The organism is Streptomyces sp. NBC_01689 (genome assembly GCF_036250675.1).
In the GTDB taxonomy this organism is placed as follows: domain Bacteria; phylum Actinomycetota; class Actinomycetes; order Streptomycetales; family Streptomycetaceae; genus Streptomyces.
The window spans coordinates 3,262,242-3,276,547 of the sequence record NZ_CP109592.1; the positions used below are offsets into that span (position 1 = coordinate 3,262,242).

A 14,306-nucleotide genomic window follows, 5' to 3' on the forward strand; every position below is an offset into this window, starting at 1 on the left:
GGCGGACGGGGTGCCCATGGCGTACACGGCTCAGGGGTTGGCGTAGATCCCCCGTCCGGGCCGGTGCTTGATGCTACCGAGCCCACCACGCCCGGCTGACCACCTCTCGCCGAGCGTGAAACGGATCACCCATTCGAGCGAAGGTTCTGGGGTTTGCCGTTTCCCTGCCGTGGGAGGGGCCGGGCGTCGCGGCGCGGGACCGCTCAGGCGGCCGTGACACCGCGTCGGACCTGGACTTGTGCGGTGGCCGGACGCGGCGGACCCGCTCCCGCGGCCGTACGTCGGACGGGCGGCGGGGCGTTCCGGTACCGTGCGCGACCGCCGCGACGCGGCGTCCGTTCAGCGTCGGGCTGCGGCGGCCAGCCACTCCGCGTCGATGTCGCCCTCGGCGACGATCACCGCCGGGCCGGTCATCTCGATCCCGCCGTCCGGGTGCTCGGTGATCACCAGACGTCCGCCGGGCACGTCGACGGTGTACGTCACCGGGGTCCCGGTGACGGCCGGGTCGGCGCCGTCGCGGCGGGCCGTGGCGACGGCGACCGCGCAGGCGCCGGTGCCGCACGAGCGGGTCTCTCCGGAACCGCGCTCGTGGACGCGCAGGGCGACGTGGCGGGGGCCCCGGTCGACCACGAACTCGACGTTGACCCCGTCCGGGTAGGCCGAGGCGGGGGTGACGGGCGGCGGCGAGAACAGGTTGCCGGCCTGGCCGAGGTCGCCGACGAACGCGACGGCGTGCGGGTTGCCCATGTTCACGTTGCGCGCGGGCCAGCTGTGCTCGCCGACGCTCACGGTGACGTCCCCGTCGGGGAGGACCGCTCTGCCCATGCCGACGGTGACGTCCCCGTTCTTGGCGAGGTGCACGCGCTTCACACCGGCTCGCGTGGCGACAGCGATGTCCCCCTCCGCCACATGTCCGGCCCGCTGAAGGTAGTGCGCGAACACACGGACTCCGTTGCCGCACATCTCCGCGACCGAGCCGTCGCCGTTGCGGTAGTCCATGAACCATTCCGCCTCGGCGGCCATCGCCGCGGCCTCGGGGTGCGCGGCGGACCGCACGACGTGCAGCAGACCGTCGCCGCCGATGCCCGCGCGGCGGTCGCACAGGGCGGCCACGGCGGCCGGGGGCAGGTCGACGGCGTTCTCCGGGTCGGGGACGATCACGAAGTCGTTCTCGGTCCCGTGACCCTTGAGGAAGGCGATCCGCGTGCTCATCCCTCGATCGTACGGGGCCGGCCGGGCACGGTGCCCCCGCCCGGCGGACGCCGGCTCCGGCGGCCGCCCGCCGCGGTGGACGGGGCACCGGCGGGGCCGGGCTCAGCGCAGTCGGGCCACGCGTCCCACGGCGAGCACCGCCACCGCGGCGACCACCACGACGTAGGCGAGCACCACGCGCCAGTCCAGCCGACGCCCGGAGCCGCGGGCCGGGAAGCCCGGCAGGGAGTAGCCGACGCGACGGGCGGCCATCATGCCCCAGCCGGCGGCGCACAGACAGATCAGCAGACCGAGCATGGCGACCACCGCCCCGCCGTCGCCGAACTCGAAGGCGAGCGGGAAGGCGAACATCAGCGAGCCGGTCGCGGCCAGGACGACGATCGGCGCGAGCTGCCAGATCCGCAGTCGGCGCTGCGGACGCAGCTCGACCTCGACCTCGGGTCCCGGGGACATCTCGTCCGGTCCCGGCCCGTCGGCGGTGACACCGCCCGAAGGCTCTTCGGGTCCGTCGGAGATCAGCGGATCGGCGTCGGCGCCGGGCCGCTCGTCGAGGGCCCGCGGGTCACCGTCGAGAGCGCCGGGGTCGACGTCGCCGCCCTGGGGCGACGGCTGTTCCAGCGGCTCGTGCGCGGTGTCCTGCTCCGCGTCCTGTGCGGTGTTGCGAGGGCCGGCCTCCATCGCCACGCGCCCTCCCAACTCGGACTCCACATAGTCGATCGAAGCTCGATGATGGCACGGCACCGGAGGCCCCGATGACGGCCGGAGCGTCCCGATGCCATGACGTGATCAGGCTGTGACCGGTCGTTCGACCAACGTCAGCGCGAGCTGTGGGAGTTCCGTGAGGTCGGCCGCGGCACCACTGAGCCAGTGCACCCGGGGATCCCGCCGGAACCACGAATCCTGGCGTCGCGCGAAGCGTTTGGTGGCGCGTACGGTCTCGGCCCGCGCCTCGCTGTCGGTGCACTCCCCGGCGAGCGCGGCGAGCACCTGCTGGTACCCGAGCGCGCGCGCCGCCGTGCGCCCCTCGCGCAATCCTCGCGCCTCCAGCTCCCGCACCTCGTCGACGAGCCCGGCCTCCCACATCCGGTCGACGCGGCGCGCGATCCGCTCGTCGAGTTCGGGCCGTGCGACGTCGACACCGATCTGGAGGGTGTCGTACACCGAGTCGTGGCCGGGGAGATTGGCCGTGAACGGCTTGCCGGTGATCTCGATGACCTCCAGCGCGCGCACGATACGGCGGCCGTTGCTGGGCAGGATCGCCTGGGCGGCCTCGGGGTCGGTGGTGGCCAGGCGCGCGTGCAGCGCGCCCGAGCCGCGCAGTTCCAGTTCCTCCTCCAGACGCGCGCGCACCTCGGGGTCGGTGCCGGGGAACTCCAGGTTGTCGACGGCGCCGCGCACATAGAGTCCGGAGCCGCCCACCAGGATCGGCCAGCGGCCCTCGGCGAGCAGGGCGTCGATCCGGGCGCGGGCGAGCCGCTGGTACTCGGCGACGCTGGCCGTGACGGTCACGTCCCAGATGTCCAGCAGGTGGTGCGGGACCCCGGCCCGCTCCTCGGCCGTCAGCTTGGCGGTACCGATGTCCATCCCTCGGTACAGCTGCATGGAGTCGGCGTTGACGACCTCGCCTCCGAGACGGCGGGCGAGGAAGACGCCCAGATCGGACTTTCCTGCCGCGGTCGGTCCGACGACGGCGATGACTCGGGGGGCGGGGGGTGCGCTGCTCACCGCCCCAGTCTCGCAAACCCGGAGCCCCTCCTCCGACGAGCGGCGTGACGCGACCGGTTCGGGGTCGTTGCCTGTTGCGAGGTTCCGGCCGCCGGTTTCCGAGGACCGGCGCCCCGCGCGACGCAATGGGACGCACCGGGTGACGCGGAATTTCGCCCTCACGAGTAACGTATGGAGTTGATATGGGCGTTTTTGCACGACTTCTCAGGAGGTCGAAAGCTGCGGAGGAGGCGTCGGCCGCCGAGGTGCCGGACGGCACCCTGACGGCCGTGACCGAGGCCGGCACCGACTCCGACTCCGGGACCGATGTCACGGCGACCGGCTCCGGGGCCGGGGCGACCGCGGACGCCGCGGCCGGGTCGGGTGGTGTGGCGGAGTCCGCGGACACCGTGAAGCCCACGCGGTCGGCGGAGCCGGCCGGATCGGCGGAGCCGGCGGAGGCGGCGGACGTTCACGGACCGTCCGCGATCCCGTCCGCGGGCGAGAACGCGGACGGGAACGACGAGAGCTCCGAGGCGGCGGTCCCGGCGACGGTGGCCGCGGGAGCCACGCCGTCGGACGACGTCGAGATCCCTCAGCAGCAGACCGCCGAGAAGGCCGCCGACAACGGGGCCGGTGAGAGCGCCCGCAAGTAACTGTCCCGCGAGGGAAGGTGGACCATGAGTCTCCTGGACAATCTGAAAGCCAAGCTGGCGCCTGCCAAGGACAAGGTCTCGGACCTCGCGCAGCAGCACGGGGACAAGGTGACCCACGGTATCGACAAGGCCGCCAAGGTCGTCGACGAGAAGACCAAGGGCAAGTACAGCGACAAGATCCAGACGGGCACGGGCAAGGCGAAGGGCGCCATGGACCGACTCGCGCACAAGGAGGGCGGCACCATGCCCCCGCCGGACGCGCCCCCACCGCCCCCGACATTCTGAACGGCACACACCGACGGACGGCCGCGGAGCCCACAGCGCTCCCGGCCGTCCGCCGTGTCCGGGCCGCCGACGTCTCACCGGGACACAACGGGGTCGTGTCCACCGCCCTGGTCCTCGCCCTGGTCGGCGTCCGGAGACCGCGCGCTACGACCAGGCGGCCACCACGTACCCGACCCCGTACGGCGCGTCCTCGTACAGCAGGGCGCCCCCGAGCCCCGCGTCCTCCGCCGCGCCCGCGAGGACCTGCCACGGGGCACGTCCGGAGGCCTTCAGCTCACGCGCGAGCCCGGCGTCCAGGGCCCGCAGCGCCGCCACGTCCGCCGTCCCCAGCGCCCGCGCGACCGCCGCGTCGAAGTCCGCCGAACGCTCGTCGAGGTAGCCGGGTGCCTTCAGCGTCCGGCACGCGCTGCCGTCGCCCATCACCAGGAGGGCCACCCGCGCGGCCCGCCCGGCGGCCCGCGCCCCGGCGGCGCGGCACCGCTCGCCCGTCAGCGGCTCCGCCACCGCCAGCCCCTCCACGGGGGCGTGGGACCAGTCCGTGCGCTCCAGCAGCCAGGCGGCGACGGAGAGCGAGGGCGGAAGCGCGCGCCCCGGGGACGCCGCGGACGCGCCGCCCTGGCCGAGGCGTACGCCGAGGTCCACCCCGAACCCGTGGAACGAGCCCGGTGTCCCCTCCGGGTAGGAACCGTGCGCGGCCTCCTCGGCCGGGCCCACGACGACCAGCAGATCGGGGCGCGAGGCCGCGAGCACGCCGAGCGCGTCCGCGCACGCGTCCCGCGCGGCGGCCAGTTCGGGCGCCGCGCCGGCGGCGACCTCGGGCACGAGCAGCGGCGGACAGGGACAGGCTGCGGCGGCTACAAGCATGATCGGCAGCGTAACCCCTCGCCGCGCGGCGGGGTCAGTCGCAGCCGCAGCCGCTGCCCGCCGCGACCGGCAGCGGCTGCGGGGCACCGATCCCCGGCAGCCCCAGCATCACGCCGGCCGGCTTCGCCGCCCGGGCCGCGTTGCGCTTCTCCCAGGCGTCGCCCGCGCGGGTGCGGCGCACGTCGAGGACGGCGCCCTCGGCCAGCAGATGGTGCGGGGCGGCGTAGGTGATCTCGACGGTGACGACGTCACCGGGACGCACGTCCTGGTCGGGCTTGGTGAAGTGGACCAGGCGGTTGTCGGGGGCGCGGCCGGAGAGCCGGTGCGTGGCGCCGTCCTTGCGGCCCTCGCCCTCGGCGACCATCAGCTCGAGGACGCGGCCGACCTGCTTCTTGTTCTCGTCCCAGGCGATCTCCTCCTGGAGGGCGACGAGCCGCTCGTAGCGCGCCTGGACGACCTCCTTCGGGATCTGCCCCTCCATGGTGGCCGCCGGGGTGCCGGGGCGCTTGGAGTACTGGAAGGTGAAGGCCGCCGAGAAGCGGGCCTCGCGGACGGCGTGGAGGGTCTGCTCGAAGTCCTCCTCCGTCTCGCCCGGGAACCCCACGATGATGTCGGTGGTGATCGCCGCGTCGGGGATGGCGGCCCGGACCTTGTCGATGATCCCGAGGAAGCGCTCCTGGCGGTACGAGCGGCGCATGGCCTTCAGGACGGTGTCCGAGCCGGACTGCATCGGCATGTGGAGCTGCGGCATCACGTTCGGTGTCTCGGCCATGGCGGCGATCACGTCGTCGGTGAAGTCGCGGGGGTGCGGGGAGGTGAAGCGGACGCGCTCCAGACCCTCGATCCGTCCGCAGGCGCGCAGCAGCTTGCTGAAGGCCTCACGGTCGCCGATGTCGCTGCCGTACGCGTTGACGTTCTGCCCGAGCAGCGTGATCTCGGAGACGCCCTCGCCGACCAGCGCCTCGATCTCGGCGAGGATGTCGCCCGTCCGGCGGTCCTTCTCCTTGCCGCGCAGCGCCGGGACGATGCAGAAGGTGCAGGTGTTGTTGCAGCCGACGGAGATCGACACCCAGGCCGCGTACGCGCTCTCGCGGCGGGTCGGCAGGGTCGAGGGGAACGCCTCCAGGGACTCGGCGATCTCGACCTGCGCCTCCTCCTGGACGCGGGCGCGCTCCAGGAGGACGGGGAGTTTGCCGATGTTGTGCGTTCCGAAGACGACGTCCACCCAGGGCGCCTTCTTCACGATGGTGTCGCGGTCCTTCTGCGCCAGACAGCCGCCGACCGCGATCTGCATCCCGGGGCGCTTGGTCTTCATCGGGGCGAGGCGTCCGAGGTTGCCGTACAGCCGGTTGTCGGCGTTCTCGCGGACGGCGCAGGTGTTGAAGACGACGACGTCCGCGTCGCCGTCGGACCCCTCGGGCGCCCGCACGTAACCGGCGTCCTCGAGGAGGCCGGAGAGCCGTTCGGAGTCGTGGACGTTCATCTGGCACCCGTAGGTGCGCACCTCGTAGGTCTTCGAATCCTGAACGTCCACCGCGTGGCTCCGGTCGCTGCTGCTCATGGGACAAGGGTAGGCGGTGCCGGGAGTACGTCGTCCCGGCCCCGGAGTCCCGGCCGCGGACCGGCGCCGGTCACGGGACAGCCCTCAGCCGTACACGACCGACCAGGGGCGGGGCGGTCCGGTGCCGGGGCCGTCCCCGCCCGCGTCAGGCGGGGGACCGGCCCGGTGGTCGGCGAGCACCTCGGCGGCGAGCTCCGCGAAGGTGCGGGCGGCCGGGTGGGCGGTGCGTCCGGCGGGCCACGCGCCGCTCAGCCGCTGGGCGAGGGGGCGCCCCGCCAGGGCCCGCCAGGCGACCCGGGGCTCCTTGCGGGCGACGGGCCCCTGGTCGAAGGCGACCCCGTGTCCGGCCGTGACCAGGGCGAGCAGGAACTCGGAGTTGGCGGCGTGCCGTACGCGGCCCGGCACGAAGCCCGCGGCACGGCAGACGTCGAGGACCTGGTCGTAGCGGTCCGGAGCGTGGTCCCGCGGAAAGAGCACCAGGTCGTGGCCCGTCAGCTCGCCGAGCGCCACCTCGGGGCGTCCGGCCAGCGGCGAGGTACGGGGCAGCACGACACCCAGGTCCACCAGGACCTCCGGGCCGAGCAGCAGTCCGGTGGTGTCGGCGGGGCGGTGCAGGAGTCCGACGTCGAGTCCGCCGGAGGCGAGCAGCCGGACCTGTTCCCCGGTGGTGGCCTCCCGGAGGTCGACGCAGAGCCCCGGGGCGCGGCCGGCGCAGGCCGCGAGCAGCGCGGTCAGGACGGCGGCCGCGGTGTCCGGCGGCACACCCGCGCGCAGGGTGCCGAGGCCCCCGTCCGCCGCGCGCCGGGCCAGCATCCTCAACCGGTCCTCCCGGGCGAGGAGTTCACGGGCCTCGTCCCACAACAGGGAACCGGCCGCGGTCAGCCGGACCCGGCGGTGGGAGCGGTCGAACAGCTCGGCGCCGAGTTCCCTCTCCAGTCGGCGCACCGCCTGGCTGAGCGGCGGCTGAGCCATGCCCAGCCGGTCGGCGGCCCGGCTGAAGTGCAGTTCCTCGGCTACGGTGACGAACAGACGCAGGTGGCGCAAGAGATCCACGACCACGGACCTTACGCGAGGGGGCGGGCCGGCCGATGGCCGAGGAAGAGATCCGTGCGGTTTTCGCGGCGGCGGGCGCCGAGGGCCTCCTGCACGCGGCTCCGGTCGGCGCCGGCCGGACCGGCTCCGGAACCGGCGGACGGACGGCCTCCGACGCGCCCGCGACGCCCGTCCCCCCGGGGCGCGGTGTGCGCGAGGTGGCGGTCGGCGCCGATCAACCGGTCGTGCTCGCCTCGGTGTTCAAGGTGCTGCTGGTCCTGGAGTTCGCCCGGCAGGTGGCGGCCGGACAGCTCGATCCGCGGGAACGGGTACGGGTGACGGCGGCCGACCGGCTCGGCGGCTGGGGCACGGCGGGCTGCGCGGACGACGTCGAACTGTCGCTGCGGGACCTGGCGTTCTTCGCGATGTCGGTCAGCGACAACGCGGCGGCGGATCTGCTGCTCGACCGGGTCGGCCTGGACACCGTACGGCTGCTCGCCGAGGAACTGGGGCTCGGGCGGACCCGCGTCGTGGGGGGTCCGCGGGACGTACTGGAGTCGATGCTCGCCGACGTCGGGGCGCGTGACGAAAGGGAGTTCGCCGTCCGGTACCCGGCCCTGCCGGAGGACCGCAAGCGGCGGATGGCGGTCCTGGACCCCCTGCGGACCAACGCGGGCACGGCCCGGGAGACCACCCGGCTCCTGCGTCTCATCTGGCGCGACGAGGCCGCCCTACCGGAAGCATGCGCCCAGGTGCGGGACTTGATGTCCCGTCAGGTGTTCCGGCACCGGCTGGCGTCCGGGTTCCCCGGCGACACGGTGATCGCGGCCAAGACCGGGACGCTCCCGGGGCTGCACATGGAGGCCGGCGTCGTCCGCTACCCCGACGGCCGGTGCTACGCGGTCTCCGTCTTCGCCCGGACCCGCCGACTCGCCGTCACCGGGCCGGAGGTGGACGCGGCGATCGGGAGGGCGGCCCGGATCGCCGTCGAATTCCTGCGGAACGCGGGGCTGTGACCAGGACCCATATGCGATCGCCTCTCGGCCGGGCGGCGGTGCGATCTTGGACGGAGGCGGCCGGCCCCTGATCTCCTGACGCCATGCCTGACGACGTGAACACCCAGGACTCCCCCCTGCTCGGCCGCCGTACGGTGCTGCGAGGCGCCGCACTCGGCACGGCCGCACCGCTCCTGCCCGCCGCGGCGGCCTCGGCGGCCGGCTCTCCGGCGGCCACGCCCCTGGCGGCACCCTCGCCCGGACCGGCAGCGGCGTCGGTGCCCGTCTCCCTGCGCTGGTTCGGCACCTCGGGATGGCGCCTCGACATCGGCAGCCGGACCGTGCTCTTCGACCCGTACCTCACCCGCTTCAGGACCGGTCTGTTCGACGGCGCCTTCGACGCCGCCACGGAACTGCGCACCGATCCCGACCTGGTACGGACCCATGTGGGACGTCCGGAACTCGTCCTGGTCAGCCACTCCCACTGGGACCACCTCGCCGATGTGCCGCACATCGCCCGGACCACCGGGGCCCGCGTCCTCGGCACCGAGACGACGTACCACCTGCTGGTCGCGTCCGGCGTCGACCCGGCGCGGATCTCCGTGGTGAAGGGCGGCGAGGTACTGGACTTCGGCGGCGGACTCACCGTCGAGGTCGTGGCGAGTCTGCACAGCCGCAACAAGAACCATTCCTACTTCGCCCCCGGCACGCTCCACGCGCCGCCCGCGAACCCCCCGCGGACCATCTCGGACCTGCCCGAGGGCGACACGCTCGCCTTCCTGGTGACGGCGGGCGACGGTGGCCCGTCGGCGTTCCTGATGGGCGCCAGCGACTTCTGCGAACGGCAGGCGCGGGGGCTGCGCCCCGACCTCGCCATGGTGGCGGTGCCGGCCGGCAACGCCACCCACGACTACGTGCCCCGGCTGCTGCGGGCCCTGGACGGGCCCGAGGTCGTGGTGCCGGTGCACTGGGACAACTTCGAGGAGCCGTTGACCGAACCCCCGCACCGCGACCCGTCGATGGACCTGGACGGGTTCGTCGCCCGGGTGCGGCGGTCGTCCCCGGCGAGCCGGATCGTCGTCCCGGACTACCGCACGGTGTACGGGGCCGACATGCGGCCACTGGGCTGACCGGGGACGGCACGGCGCCCCGGGCCCTTCCGGACACGGGGCACTCGCCGACGTCCGGCCGGGCATCGGGGCGCTCGCCGCCGCCCTGTCAGGAACCGAGGCACTCGCTGTTGTCGCCGCCCGGCCGGCACTGCGCCCCCGGGACGCTGTGGCCGGGGCCCGGCGGGAGCGCGCCGCCGCCGTGGTGCCGGGCGCTCACACCGGCCACGGCGCCGAGCACGAGGGCGAGCCCGGCGAGTGTCTGCACCCAGGTCGTGACGACGGCCCCGCCGCGACGCGCCACGACCGCCGAGACCAGCACGAACGCGCCGACGACCGAGACGTACAGGGCCGGCCTGACGGCGCTGACGTTCTGCGGCCCGGCCCCCGTGTCGAAGAACGCGTACCCGGCCGCGTCCAGGCCGGACACGAGCGCGACGACCGCGGCGACGGCGTCCAGGACGAGGAGGACGACGGCGAGGGTGACATCGGCGAACGGGCCGGCCCGCCGCGCTGACTCCGGGGAACGCGTCATGCGCCAAGCCTCGCGCCGCGGAGCCTCCGGAGCCTGAGCGGAAGTACCCACGTCGCGCCTGAGTAGGCGCCGGCCGTCACGGCTCGATGAGCCCCGCGCGGATCGCGTACCGGGTGAGTTCCAGGCGATCGCGCATGCCGAGCTTCTGCAGGAGGTTCGCCCGGTGACTCTCCACGGTCTTGGCGCTGATGAACAGCAGCTCGCCGATCTCCTTCGTCGTGTGCCCTTCGGCGACCAGCTTGAGCACCTCCTCCTCCCGGTCGGTGACGGCCCGCGCGGGCAGCCCCTCACCACGGCGCAGCCGTTCGAGGTAGGTGCGCACGATCGCGGTCTCGGCGCCGGGATAGATGAACGGCTCGTCGCGCATCGCGGCCCGGCACGCCTCGACCAGGTCCCGGTCGGCGACCGACTTCAGCACGTACCCGCAGGCACCGGCCTTGAGCGCCTCGAAGAAGTACTGCTCGTTGTCGTACATCGTCAGGATGAGAATGCGCAGGTCGGGCCGGCGCCGGGAGAGTTCGCGGGCCGCCTGCAGACCGGTCATGCGGGGCATCGCGACGTCGAGGACGGCGAGGTCCACCTCCGTCTCGCGGGCCAGGGCGACGGCCTCGGCGCCGTCTCCGGCCTCCGCCACCACGCTCAGGTCGGGTTCGGCGTCGAGGATGAGCCGCACACCGCGGCGGACGAGTGTGTGGTCGTCGGCGAGCAGGACCTGCGTGGGCCTCCCGGCGGGTGCGGACGTCATCGGTCTCCCTCGGAAACGGTGGGGGTGTCGGTGGGGGCCGGGGTGGGAGCCGCGGCCCCGGCGGTGGCCGTCGCCGGCCCGGTGCGGGGCGCGGCGCCGGTGGGGGTCGCGGCGCCGGTGGACGTGGCGGCCGGCAGCTGCCGCAGCGACCCGCCCACCGTCGTGAGACGCAGTCGCACGTCGGTGCCCCGCCCGGGTGCGGGCCCGAGCGAGAACGCGGCGCCGACCAGCAGCGCCCGCTCCCGCATTCCGGTGATGCCCGCTCCCTCCCGCACCCGGCCCGGTCCCCTGCCGTTGTCCCGTACGAGGAGTTCGACGCCGTCCGGGACGCGCCGCAGCCGGAGTTCGGCCCGGTCGGCGCCCGCGTGCCGGGCGGTGTTGGTCAGCCCCTCCTGCGCCACCCGGTAGACCACGAGTTCGGCCTCCTCGTTCAGCGGCGGCAGATCGGCGTCGAGGTGATGGGCCACGGACAGTCCGTGGGTGGTGAACTCACCCGTGAGGGAGCGCAGCGCGCTGTGCAGTCCGAGCTCCTCCAGCACACCCGGGCGCAGCCGGCGGGCGATGCGGCGGATCTCGTCGAGGCTGCCGCGAACGGCCTCCTGCGTCTGGCCCACCTCGTCCCTCAGCTCCCCGGGCACCCGGTCGGCGACCCGCTTGAGCTGCAGCAGGACGGCGGTCAGGGTCTGGCCGACCTCGTCGTGGAGCTCTTGCGAGACGCGTCGGCGTTCGCCCTCCTGCGCGGACAGCGCGCGGGCCGAACTGGTGGCGCGCTCGGTCTCCAGCCGGTCGAGCATGGTGTTGTACGTCGTGATCAGCTCGGCCACCTCCGCCGGACCCGTGACGGGTGCCCGGGCTCCGGGGTGGGTGAGGTCGGCGGCGGCCATGGCGCGGCCCAGCCGTTGCAGCGGGGCGAGGCCGATCCGCAGGACGAACCCGTTGACGACGAGCATCAGGGCGAGTCCCAGCACGACGACGAGCGCCTCGCCGGGGAGGATCGGCGTCGAGACGGTGACCGGCCCCAGCAGCAGCGCGGTCGCCACGGTCAGGCCCGCGGCGTTGAGCAGGAAGATCCGCCGGAACAGTGACACGTTCCCCTGTCCGTCCCTTCCGGTCGGCTTCTTCCCGGCCGCCTCCGCGTGCCCCGCGGCGGGCGTCCCGTCCTCCCCGACCGGCGTCCGTGCCACCGCCCCCAACAGCCTCGCAACAGCCGGGCGGCCCTGTCCATCCGTGCCAGCACCCATGTCGCAACGGTACGGCGAGATGGCAGCATGACCGTTTTGGGTGGGCTTTTTCGCGGGCCGTACCGTGCCGACGCGCACGGCGGATCCGGCGTGCCCACTCCCGGCCGGACGGCTTCGCCGCGGACAGCTGCGGCGCCGCCGGACACGACGTGCGGGGCCACGACGCGCACGGCCACGACGTAGCGGCCACGGCGCGGACGGCTGCAGCACGGACCGCTGTGACGCATCCGACAGCGATGCCGGGCCGGCTCGGTCCGGATCGGTCCGGGCCGGATCAGGAAGACCAGCGACGAGCAAGGGGAGAATCATGTCGGCTCCACGCCTGCGGGCGACGCCACTGCCGGGTATCGGGGTGCAGTACGACCTCGTGACCCGAGAACAGCGCCACCTGTCCGTGGTGGCGCACCGCGACGGCGCACGCACGGTCAGCGTGTACCAGGCCGACGACCCGGACTCCTGCGCGCAGTCGCTGCGGCTGTCGAGCGGTGAGGCCGCCTCCCTGATCAACGCCCTGAAGCCGTCCCCGCACAGCCCGAGCCTGCTGTACACCACCGACCTGGGGCTGATCGCCGAGCGCATCGAGATCGCCGCGACGTCGTGGTGGAACGGGCGGGTGCTGGGCGAGACCCGGATGCGCACCGAGACCGGCGCCTCGATCGTGGCGGTGCTGCGCCGGGCCGAGGCGATCCCCTCCCCCACCCCGGACTTCCGGCTGGCGGGCGGGGACATCCTGATCGTCGTCGGGACCCGTGAGGGCGTCGACGGCGCCGCGACGATCCTGGGACGGGAGTGAGCGCGTGCACTCTGCTGTCCTGCTGATCGAGTTCGGCGCCATCATCCTCTGTCTCGGGCTGCTCGGCCGGGCCGCGGCCCGGCTGCGGTTCTCGCCCATCCCGCTCTATCTGCTCGCCGGTCTCGCCTTCGGCGAGGGCGGGCTGCTCCCGCTCGGCGCGAGCGAGGAGTTCGTCGCCACCGGCGCCGAGATCGGTGTCATCCTGCTGCTGCTCATGCTCGGCCTGGAGTACACGGCGAGCGATCTGGTCTCGAACCTCAAGGCCCACTATCCGTCGGGGCTGGTCGACTTCACGCTCAACGCGCTGCCGGGTGCCGCCGCCGCACTCCTGATGGGCTGGGGCCCGGTGGCCGCAGTGGTCCTGGCGGGGGTCACCTGGATCTCGTCGTCCGGGGTGATCGCCAAGGTGCTGGGCGACCTGGGGCGGGTCGGCAACCGGGAGACCCCGGTCATCCTGAGCATCCTGGTCCTGGAGGACCTGGCGATGGCGGTCTACCTGCCCATCGTCACCGCGCTGGTGGCCGGGGTGGGGCTGGCCGCCGGAAGCGTGACGCTGGCGATCGCGCTGGGGGCCGCGGGACTCGTCCTGTTCGTGGCCGTCCGCTACGGCCGGGTCATCTCCCGCTTCGTCTCCAGCGACGATCCGGAGAAACTGCTGCTGGTCGTCCTGGGGCTGACGATCCTCGTCGCGGGCCTCGCACAGCAGCTCCAGGTGTCCGCGGCGGTCGGGGCGTTCCTGGTGGGCATCGCCCTGTCCGGGGAGGTCGCGGAAGGGGCGCACACGCTGCTGAGCCCTCTGCGGGACCTGTTCGCGGCCATCTTCTTCGTCTTCTTCGGGCTGCACACCGACCCGGCGAGCATTCCGCCCGTGCTGCTGCCCGCGCTGGCACTGGCCGTGGTGACGGCGCTGACGAAGATCGCGACCGGATACTGGGCCGCGCGGCGGGCCGGCATCTCCGTGAAGGGCCGCTGGCGGGCGGGGGGCGCACTGGTCGCGCGCGGCGAGTTCTCGATCGTGATCGCCGGGCTCGCGGTCACCGCCGGCATCGAGCCGTCGCTCGGCCCGCTGGCCACGGCCTACGTGCTGATCCTGGTCGTCCTCGGCCCGCTCACCGCCCGCTACACCCAGCCGCTCGCGGCACGCCTGACCGCGCGGTTCGGCGGCGGCCCCCGGCGCGCGGACGTCACCGGCCGGTTCGCCGGGGCGGAGGCGCGAACGACACCGGGGGCGGAGGTGGAGCGCCCGGACGACGTACGCCGTCAGACGACCGTCGCGGACTGAGTGGTGTCCGGTCCGGGAGCCGCCCCTCATGGAGCGGCTCCCGGACCGGACCCGCCCCATCCCGGTCGGAGCCGCCCCTCCCCGGACGGAGCGCGTCACGATCCGCGCGGGACGGTCCCGCTCCGGCAGGAACCGAGACCGGACCCGGGCGGGGTCCCCACCCTCACCCCCGCGGGAGCCCAGACCGGAACCACGGTCCCTCGCCCCGGTGGGAGCCGCGTCCGGGACCGGGTACGACGGCCCCGGTCCGACAGCACCCGGCACCCGGCCCTGGCACCGGCACCGGCACCGG

General features: G+C 74.0%; 15 protein-coding genes. 6 read left to right on the forward strand and 9 right to left on the reverse strand.

All coding sequences use genetic code 11. The features are described from left to right. Positions 1 to 339: 339 nt before the first annotated feature. The 3 genes from dapF to miaA all read right to left on the reverse strand — a co-directional run bounded on the left by dapF (position 340) and on the right by miaA (position 2,937). Positions 340 to 1,212 carry a diaminopimelate epimerase gene (dapF, locus tag OG776_RS13665; protein ID WP_148010829.1) on the reverse strand — a complete coding sequence of 291 codons (873 nt, stop codon included), beginning with the start codon at positions 1,210 to 1,212 and terminating at the stop codon, positions 340 to 342. 102 nt (positions 1,213 to 1,314) lie between these two features. Then, on the reverse strand, positions 1,315 to 1,890 hold the full coding sequence (locus OG776_RS13670; RefSeq protein WP_148011082.1) for a hypothetical protein: 576 nt from the start codon (positions 1,888 to 1,890) through the stop codon (positions 1,315 to 1,317). A gap of 108 nt (positions 1,891 to 1,998) precedes the next feature. Continuing rightward, entirely contained in the window at positions 1,999 to 2,937 is a 939-nt protein-coding gene (gene miaA / locus OG776_RS13675) for a tRNA (adenosine(37)-N6)-dimethylallyltransferase MiaA (RefSeq protein ID WP_148010828.1), read from the reverse strand. Between the two features lie 182 nt (positions 2,938 to 3,119). Between miaA and OG776_RS13680 the strand changes: the two genes are divergently transcribed. Together OG776_RS13680 and OG776_RS13685 are read left to right on the forward strand one after the other, a co-directional pair. Next, positions 3,120 to 3,572: a hypothetical protein gene (locus tag OG776_RS13680; protein ID WP_329320863.1), complete on the forward strand. Its 453-nt coding sequence runs from the start codon at positions 3,120 to 3,122 to the stop codon at positions 3,570 to 3,572. A gap of 24 nt (positions 3,573 to 3,596) precedes the next feature. Next, on the forward strand, positions 3,597 to 3,857 hold the full coding sequence (locus OG776_RS13685; protein WP_148010826.1) for an antitoxin: 261 nt from the start codon (positions 3,597 to 3,599) through the stop codon (positions 3,855 to 3,857). A gap of 144 nt (positions 3,858 to 4,001) precedes the next feature. On the opposite strand, the gene OG776_RS13690 is transcribed toward OG776_RS13685, so the two are convergent. The 3 genes from OG776_RS13690 to OG776_RS13700 all read right to left on the reverse strand — a co-directional run bounded on the left by OG776_RS13690 (position 4,002) and on the right by OG776_RS13700 (position 7,335). Further along, positions 4,002 to 4,721, reverse strand: coding sequence for a class III extradiol dioxygenase subunit B-like domain-containing protein (locus OG776_RS13690; RefSeq protein ID WP_329320865.1), 720 nt, complete (start codon positions 4,719 to 4,721; stop codon positions 4,002 to 4,004). 34 nt (positions 4,722 to 4,755) lie between these two features. Continuing rightward, entirely contained in the window at positions 4,756 to 6,282 is a 1,527-nt protein-coding gene (gene miaB, locus OG776_RS13695) for a tRNA (N6-isopentenyl adenosine(37)-C2)-methylthiotransferase MiaB (protein WP_187285715.1), read from the reverse strand. A gap of 84 nt (positions 6,283 to 6,366) precedes the next feature. Continuing rightward, a complete protein-coding gene (locus tag OG776_RS13700) occupies positions 6,367 to 7,335 on the reverse strand; it encodes a LysR family transcriptional regulator (RefSeq protein WP_261994663.1) in 969 nt (322 codons plus the stop codon). A gap of 35 nt (positions 7,336 to 7,370) precedes the next feature. On the opposite strand from OG776_RS13700, the gene OG776_RS13705 reads away from it, so the two are divergent. Continuing rightward, entirely contained in the window at positions 7,371 to 8,330 is a 960-nt protein-coding gene (locus tag OG776_RS13705; protein WP_329320868.1) for a serine hydrolase, read from the forward strand. Between the two features lie 83 nt (positions 8,331 to 8,413). Further along, a complete protein-coding gene (locus tag OG776_RS13710; protein ID WP_329320870.1) occupies positions 8,414 to 9,439 on the forward strand; it encodes an MBL fold metallo-hydrolase in 1,026 nt (341 codons plus the stop codon). A gap of 88 nt (positions 9,440 to 9,527) precedes the next feature. Here the strand turns inward: OG776_RS13710 and OG776_RS13715 are convergent, their stop codons facing one another. From OG776_RS13715 to OG776_RS13725, 3 genes are all read right to left on the reverse strand, one after another. Beyond that, complete coding sequence (locus tag OG776_RS13715; protein WP_329320872.1) at positions 9,528 to 9,953, reverse strand: DUF6234 family protein; 426 nt, start codon at positions 9,951 to 9,953, stop codon at positions 9,528 to 9,530. Between the two features lie 76 nt (positions 9,954 to 10,029). Next, positions 10,030 to 10,698 (reverse strand): response regulator transcription factor, encoded by a 669-nt coding sequence (locus tag OG776_RS13720; protein ID WP_329326419.1) that lies wholly within the window; start codon positions 10,696 to 10,698, stop codon positions 10,030 to 10,032. Beyond that, on the reverse strand, positions 10,695 to 11,786 hold the full coding sequence (locus OG776_RS13725; protein ID WP_148011079.1) for a HAMP domain-containing sensor histidine kinase: 1,092 nt from the start codon (positions 11,784 to 11,786) through the stop codon (positions 10,695 to 10,697). Before OG776_RS13725 ends, OG776_RS13720 begins: the two co-directional genes overlap by 4 nt. A 460-nt stretch (positions 11,787 to 12,246) precedes the next feature. Between OG776_RS13725 and OG776_RS13730 the strand changes: the two genes are divergently transcribed. Both OG776_RS13730 and OG776_RS13735 read left to right on the forward strand, forming a co-directional pair. Then, entirely contained in the window at positions 12,247 to 12,732 is a 486-nt protein-coding gene (locus tag OG776_RS13730; RefSeq protein WP_148010820.1) for a cation:proton antiporter regulatory subunit, read from the forward strand. Between the two features lie 4 nt (positions 12,733 to 12,736). After that, entirely contained in the window at positions 12,737 to 14,014 is a 1,278-nt protein-coding gene (locus OG776_RS13735; protein WP_329320875.1) for a cation:proton antiporter, read from the forward strand. The last annotated feature ends 292 nt before the right edge of the window (positions 14,015 to 14,306 follow it).